General features: G+C 40.6%; 9 protein-coding genes. 4 read left to right on the forward strand and 5 right to left on the reverse strand.

The window, feature by feature from the left end; all coding sequences use genetic code 11:
• Window positions 1-45: 45 nt before the first annotated feature.
• On the reverse strand, window positions 46-363 hold the full coding sequence (locus ACP45E_RS18230) for a chaperone NapD (protein WP_017033672.1): 318 nt from the start codon (window positions 361-363) through the stop codon (window positions 46-48).
• A 2-nt stretch (window positions 364-365) separates the two neighbouring features.
• The gene (gene napF, locus ACP45E_RS18235) at window positions 366-860 is read right to left on the reverse strand and encodes a ferredoxin-type protein NapF (RefSeq protein ID WP_017033671.1); all 495 of its coding nucleotides are present in this window, start codon (window positions 858-860) and stop codon (window positions 366-368) included.
• Between the two features lie 242 nt (window positions 861-1,102).
• Between napF and narQ the strand changes: the two genes are divergently transcribed.
• Window positions 1,103-2,803 carry a nitrate/nitrite two-component system sensor histidine kinase NarQ gene (narQ, locus tag ACP45E_RS18240; RefSeq protein ID WP_017033670.1) on the forward strand — a complete coding sequence of 567 codons (1,701 nt, stop codon included), beginning with the start codon at window positions 1,103-1,105 and terminating at the stop codon, window positions 2,801-2,803.
• A gap of 11 nt (window positions 2,804-2,814) precedes the next feature.
• Complete coding sequence (locus ACP45E_RS18245) at window positions 2,815-3,465, forward strand: response regulator (RefSeq protein WP_026026645.1); 651 nt, start codon at window positions 2,815-2,817, stop codon at window positions 3,463-3,465.
• Between the two features lie 98 nt (window positions 3,466-3,563).
• On the opposite strand, the gene ACP45E_RS18250 is transcribed toward ACP45E_RS18245, so the two are convergent.
• The 3 genes from ACP45E_RS18250 to ACP45E_RS18260 form a co-directional block, all read right to left on the reverse strand.
• On the reverse strand, window positions 3,564-4,355 hold the full coding sequence (locus tag ACP45E_RS18250) for an EAL domain-containing protein (RefSeq protein WP_017038170.1): 792 nt from the start codon (window positions 4,353-4,355) through the stop codon (window positions 3,564-3,566).
• 151 nt (window positions 4,356-4,506) lie between these two features.
• Complete coding sequence (locus ACP45E_RS18255) at window positions 4,507-5,295, reverse strand: lipase family protein (protein WP_026026644.1); 789 nt, start codon at window positions 5,293-5,295, stop codon at window positions 4,507-4,509.
• Window positions 5,296-5,379: 84 nt separating this feature from the next.
• Entirely contained in the window at window positions 5,380-6,015 is a 636-nt protein-coding gene (locus ACP45E_RS18260; protein WP_017038168.1) for a hypothetical protein, read from the reverse strand.
• Between the two features lie 174 nt (window positions 6,016-6,189).
• On the opposite strand from ACP45E_RS18260, the gene ACP45E_RS18265 reads away from it, so the two are divergent.
• Window positions 6,190-6,438, forward strand: a complete 249-nt coding sequence (locus ACP45E_RS18265; RefSeq protein WP_017033665.1) for a DUF2164 domain-containing protein — start codon at window positions 6,190-6,192, stop codon at window positions 6,436-6,438.
• 182 nt (window positions 6,439-6,620) lie between these two features.
• Window positions 6,621-7,026: cytochrome b (locus tag ACP45E_RS18270; RefSeq protein ID WP_069585388.1), on the forward strand; the 406-nt coding region annotated here is incomplete at its 3' end.

Here is a 7,026-nt window from a genome sequence, read left to right on the forward strand (position 1 = left end):
CTGATGCTGCTGCGTTTGCCTTCACAAACGCGCGTCTTGTCATTTTCATACTTCACCCTCAGTGTGGGAATGGTTAGTTCCGGTGTCCATATCCATATCGTCTAGGTCTTGTTCTATTTGGTGATATACCAATGCTGTGCCCAGAACGTTTGGTAAGTTGTTAATTGCGTCGATGGTATCTGTTACAAATCCTTGGTTTTCAGTTTCTAAAACCACGATAATTTTTCCTTCCGCGCTGTCTCCATAAATTTCAGCGTTCTTGAACTCAGCGATCTGAGTTTTAATGGTTTCTATATGCACAGGGGCAACGTGAACCACTAAACTTGAAATGTGCACTTCATTTAGTGCCTTAATTAATGTCATAGTTATCTCTCATTATTTTTGACATTGCTTACTTTGATGGCCGAGGTTGGGCAAACTGACACACAGGCACCACACCCGGTACACTCATCAAGGTTTAATTGGGGCTGTGCTACTTTTCCTAATTCTGGTTTGAATTTTATGACCATAGCGTCACACACATCACTGCAACTTCTGCATTCAACGTTGTTGTACGCTAAACATTGGTTATTAATGGTTATTTGGGCCAACCACGGTGTACTCTCTTGACGTTCAAATAGGGGCTCAGGACAGGTTTCAGCACATTGATAGCAAAACGTACATTCATCGATAGAAAAATTGACAGTAGGGAAGCCACCATCGCCTTTTTCAATGATCTTGTTTTCACATGCCTCAACGCATTTGCCGCAGCGTGTACAGTCTTGAATAAAACTATCGACACTGGTTAACCAGGGGAGTCGAAGTGAATCATCATCACTTGATGCTCTGGAAAATAATCGTCTTCTTGAAAGGTTAACCACTTGACGCCTTAAAATTTACAAACACCTATGAAAAGGTAGTTCATTATTGCTGTTAACAAACAGTATTTATCTATACATAAATTGTAGTTTTTGAGGCTGTTGAATAAATACCTATAAGGGGTTAATTGGAGGGCTTTTATGTTTTAGATCAATATAACCCATGGCGTTAGGTCACATATTTATACCAGTGAGCAAATCAGGTAGAGTAGGGTTGAGCATTTTAACGACAAAAGGAAGCCGGTTTGCCGAAAAGGGTTAAGCATTCAGTCACAAAAACAATCGCAAAGTCCATGTTGTTGATTGTTCTTTTATCGTTAGTGACAACCAATTTAGCGATTGTTACTTTAGCGTCGAGTATCAATGATGCTGAAGCGATCAACGTAGCGGGTTCAATGAGAATGCAAAGTTATCGATTAGGTTACGATATAGAAACGGATTCTGATGAATTTTCAGCGCACATCGATCAGTTTGAGCGCTCTATTTATTCTTCGTCGATGAAGCAGTTGCAGAAATTTTATGTGCCCGACGACATCACCCAAGATTACTATCGGTTAATTTCCCGTTGGCACCAGCTAAAAACCATTCTTAACAGTGATGATCAAAAAGAATATGCAATTGCGCTTGAACAGTTTGTGTCGCAAATTGATGACTTTGTCTTTAAATTACAAACATTCTCAGAGCGTAAACTGATTATTTTGGCTTGGGTTGGTGGGCTTGGCTTAAGCTCGATCTTTCTCGTGAGTGTGTTTGTGGTTCGATATGTACGCAAGGAAATTGTTCGACCACTGCATTCATTAGTCAGCGCAAGTGAACAGATAAAAAATCGCACTTTTAACGTGTTACTTGATGGTTCTAGAACAAATGAAATGGGTATTTTGAATCGCGCGTTTAACCAGATGGCGATTGATCTAGATAGTCTTTATAAGGGGTTAGAAAAGGCGGTTAACGAGAAAACGCATAAATTGCAGCATGCCAACTTGTCGCTCGAAGTATTGTATAAATCTTCGCAAGAATTGACCGCTTCAAGAATTACCCATGACAATTTTGAGGCGATACTGTTTCAAATCTCAAATGTTGAGGGCATAAAGGGCGTTAGATTAGAAATCAGCCAACCCGGTGAAAGAAATGATGTGTTGGAAGTAGGACACATCAGCTGTTCTGACAGTAAACAAAAATCATTGCAGTTAGATGGTGTTCATTTAGGCACTTTTTATTGGCAAAGTGAGTTACCTTGTCCCGATCAAGCTTTAATTGATAACTTCGTACATATCTTGTCTCGAGCCATTTATTATAATCAGGCTCAGCAGCAATCTGAGCAGCTGCTTATTATGGAAGAGCGCGCGACAATTGCTCGAGAACTCCATGATTCTTTAGCTCAATCCCTGTCTTACCTCAAAATTCAGGTCACACTATTGAAGAAAGTACTCGCTAAGCAAGATCCTAACCCACATACTGACAAAATAAACGCAGTGATCAGTGAGTTACACTCAGGGGTTTCTGAGGCGTATACTCAGCTTAGAGAGCTTTTAACGACATTTCGGTTGACGCTCAACGAAGGCAGCTTCGGTCTTGCTTTACAAGAAATGTTGGTTCAACTTGGTGAGCAAACAGACGCAAAGATTCATCTTGATAACCAATTATCAACGATTGAGCTAGAAGCTAATCAGCAAGTGCATCTGATCCAATTGATACGTGAAGCGACGCTAAATTCTATTAAGCATGCGCACGCGACCAAAATTGACGTGGAGTGTATAGAACAAGACAACACAGTGACGGTATCTATTACTGATGATGGGATTGGCTACGACAAAGATATCGAAAAATTAAATCATTATGGAATGGCCATTATGCATGAGCGGGCTTCTCGCCTTAATGGTCATTTAGAAGTCAGATCTATTCGCCCGAAAGGGTGTGCCGTTGTTCTTACCTATCAACGATCTTAAGGGTATAAATTTTGACAAATTGTAAAGTCATGCTGGTGGATGATCACCCGTTAATGCGTCGGGGAATCAGTCAATTACTGAGCTTTGACGATGAGTTCGATGTCATCGCAGAAGCAAGTAATGGCGCTGATGCTATCGCTAAAGCTCATGAAATTGACCCCGATCTTATTTTACTTGATTTGAACATGAAAGGGATGTCTGGATTAGATACGTTGAAAGCGTTGAGAGCCGACGGTTCGACAGCGGTCATCGTGATTTTAACCGTTTCGGATAATGGCTCTGACATTGAAGCAATAATCAATGCAGGGGCCGATGGGTATCTATTAAAAGACACAGAGCCTGACGAGTTGATCGCTTTGTTAAAGCAAGCTTCGACAGGCCAGAAAGCCTACAGTGATGAAGTGGTAAGGTATCTTTCTAGCCGCAATTCCGAAGAAGACATCTTCTCTCAACTTACCGCGAGAGAGAAACAAATCCTGCAAGAAGTAGCGAAAGGTTTTAGAAACAAACAAATTGCGGATCGTTTATTCATTTCAGAGTCCACAGTTAAAGTGCACATGAAAAGTTTACTGAAAAAATTAAAAGTACCCTCTAGAACCGCGGCGACTGTGTTGTATCTTGAACGATCGGGTGATATTTCAGGATATAGGCAGGGTAATTGATAAGATGTAATGCGGTGTATCTGGTTAGTAATGCAGTTTGAATGGATATCGAGAAAAGTAGGCCGAGCAATAGAAATTGTTTGGTCTAAAAGCGTATATTAAATGACATGCTTTACGCTGGTACGAATCGGCTTGGGGGTTGCTAGGTAAAAGCCTTGAAACATATCCAAATCAAGTTTTGTCATCGCTTCTAACTGCTCGTAGGTTTCAATGCCTTCAATGATAACCTCAGCGCCAATAGAGCGCGCTAGAGCAATCCCTTCATCAAGGCGCTTGGCGTCACCATCCATATACGCTAATAATAACTCTCTATCGATTTTAACGATATCAGGATGTACATCAGTCACCCTTTCTGAAGTGGAAGCACATGCACCAAAGTCATCAATCGCAATACGGTATCCAGCAGAAGAGAGCTTTTTGATCGCTTCAACGAATAAAAGCTCATTGTTTGCATTAATCTCAATAATTTCCATCACTATTTGAGAGCGATCAATGCCCAGCTCATTCAGCCGTTTGGATAAGAGACAATGTTCAATGTCGGCAAGAGCAAAGTACTCACTGACATTAGGTAGAATATTTAAAAATAACGATGAGTCTTTATATTTAGAAATGGAAAAATTGCGTATATGAATGACTCGACTCAACTTATCGACATTAATCTTATCTTTAGTCGAAATAGTATCTGAGCCGAAAAACAGATCGGGCCGAACCGCTTGCCCTTTGTCGTTATTGATGCGAATCAAAGCTTCGACACCGACCAAGCGATTGTTACGACCGAAGATCGGTTGGAAAACACTGGTTAAGCTCCAGCAAGAATATTGAGCCACATACTCACCATTCTCATTCGTGGAGATTAAAGGAAGAAACTGTGCTTTCGTCGTTAAAATCATAGAGCCTTTATAAAGTTACTGAGAATGTACTCATTGAGTAATCGCATAATAATTATTGAACGCGATAGATACACTGGTTTAGTGAACAAATGAGAGCGTGACTCAAATTCTATCGTTTAATATATAAAAATTCAGACAGAACTCAAATTTTTCAACGTTCGTCAAAATAATCTTTATTACGAATGTATTTACTCATTAGGTGATAAGTAAAAGGCCTCAGTACCCAGGAAGTGATAGACCGTCCCAAGCGTAATAGGGTCGGCGTGTTCTCATATATCTTGCCATTATATAACCAAAGTTGTTTACCAACGTGTTGATAAAAGTAAGGTACTGGAGGCAGAAAGGTCACAATATCGAGATCGCAACAGACTCGATAAGTTTTGTGTTGAAGTGCATAATTATGCGAAAAATCATGACCTCCAATCGCTGGCTGGCCAAAAGTAACAATACGCTTAATGGACTTAGGAAACCTCTTTTCGATTGCGTCTCCAATGACACAACCAATCGCGCCCCCCGAAGAATGCCCGGTTATTGATACCCGCTTTCCTTGTTGGATTAACGGTTTAATGATCAGAAATAGTCGGTCAAAAACAGAGAGTCCCAAGGAGTCGTGGTTGTATTTTGGGCGGCTTTCTTGAGACAAAAGGTAATGAAACCCTGCGTGAATAGAATACGGCAAGCCAAAGCAGTGACAGGATTTAAACCATATTGAACTTGTGAGTAGCCAATCCCACAAGTTGTGAGAGCCTTTAATGACGATAATGACTTCTTCATTGTCTTGGTGCCAAAGCACTCGTATAAAGGTTTGGCCCAATCGATTATTGATGATCCGCTGGCCTTTGGGTGAAAATCCGTAGTTACTCTGTTTGAGTACTCTTCGATAGGAAAGGTTACAAAGAACAGCGTATCTTTCATATTGATATCGTTTCAGTGTTTTCACTGGATGTTTGATTAGAGGAATGTAACGTTCAGTGTAGTCGGAGTAAATGAAAGAATAATGACGCAGGCTAACGTGATGGTTTGATCAGTTCCATTGAATGACTGCGTAAAGTTGAATGTACTTTCTGACCATTTGTTGGTTTTTAGAATGTTTGAGAGGGTGAGAAAACTTAATATAGTAGGGGCTCAACTTATATTGACTCTCAAGAAGGTATGTTAGCTGGGAATCACTTTCATAGAGCGTGATTCCTTGAGCATTATACTGGTCGATTTCATCCGGAAGCTGACCTGTCCACCAGTGAAGCAACTCTCGACTTTGTTTACTACGACTGATCCAATGATCAGATAGCAACAACAAAAGATCGTTGGGTTGAATTGCGAATCCGTATTCTTGCTGCCATTCACCGATGTCTTTCATGAGCTTTTGGCGGCATGTCTTACCCGCACTGACCATATGATGAGTAAGAATCCAAACTGTCCCTACATCTGAGCTCACTCTATAGTGGTGTGGTGCGTCAGTACTCTTAGTCGATTCGAGCGAACCGTAGTCACAATGGTGCCCAAATTCATTGAGTGTTCGTGCCAGCCTACGTGAAAATGCTAACCCAAGATGGTGTTGGCTCATCCCTTGATTGTGGATTGTTGGATAGTGTTTTTCACATAATTTCAGGCAGTCAGCTTGAAATTCATTAACACTCTGAATGAGTACATCTAAAAGCACCTGAAGTTCTCCCAAGACATTGGTGGCCAGAATTAATTGTATCTAAAGGTTACCATAGCTATGATTTAGTTCTGTGTAGAATTGTTTAACTTCATGATCCCCCGCGCTTTTTATTATGTATTTAAGTGCTGTTTTTACCGTTATCGCGTCTGTTTAAAGGTGAGAGGACAATGTATGTCAGAAATAGAGTTTAGCAATCAACAAAAGAGCGCCATGAGTGAAGATCTCCGACGATACTTAGAAAACGAGTGTGATTTGGAACTCGGTCAATTTGACGCTGAATTTCTGTTTGATCATATCTGTAAGCGCTTTGGCCCAGCCTTTTACAACAAAGGGCTACAGGATGCTCAAGCCATAATTGAACGAAAGGTCATGGATATTGCCGATGATATCTTTGAGTCGGAAAAAATGTCCGATTTTTAGACATTGATGATAAGTATTACGCTAGGCAACGCATCTTGGTCAAAATATTTGAACAAGTTAATCAGTAACGTGTGGTTTTATGTATGTAAAATTTCGTAAATAATCTATTAACAAACTAATATTGTGCGTATTGTTATTAAATAAGATTCTCATTCTCACTATCGAAACGACTGGAACAATTAATGAGTAGTAATGTAAACGGATACAACCTACCAGCCCGATTTTTTCACTGGGTGTCAGCACTTACGGTAATTGGCATGTTTGCCGCTGGAATTTGGATGGTTGATCTAAGCTATTACAGCGAATGGTATCGGTTGGCACCGCATTGGCACAAATCGACAGGAATTTTGTTAGTACTGCTTACCGCTTTACGTCTTATATGGAAGATACTATCGACATCGCCAGAGATTGAAGGGGCAAAGCTCGAGAAGCTTGCTGCTAAGTTCGCTCATCGAGCAATGTACGGTTTGTTGTTGGTTATTTTTACTTCGGGGTATCTGATTTCTACTGAAGATGGCCGAGGAATAGACGTATTTGGTTGGTTTACTGTGCCTGGGATGGGTGCATTTTTTGACGGGCAAGCCGATC

The organism is Vibrio genomosp. F10 str. 9ZD137 (genome assembly GCF_049974785.1).
Classification (GTDB): domain Bacteria; phylum Pseudomonadota; class Gammaproteobacteria; order Enterobacterales; family Vibrionaceae; genus Vibrio.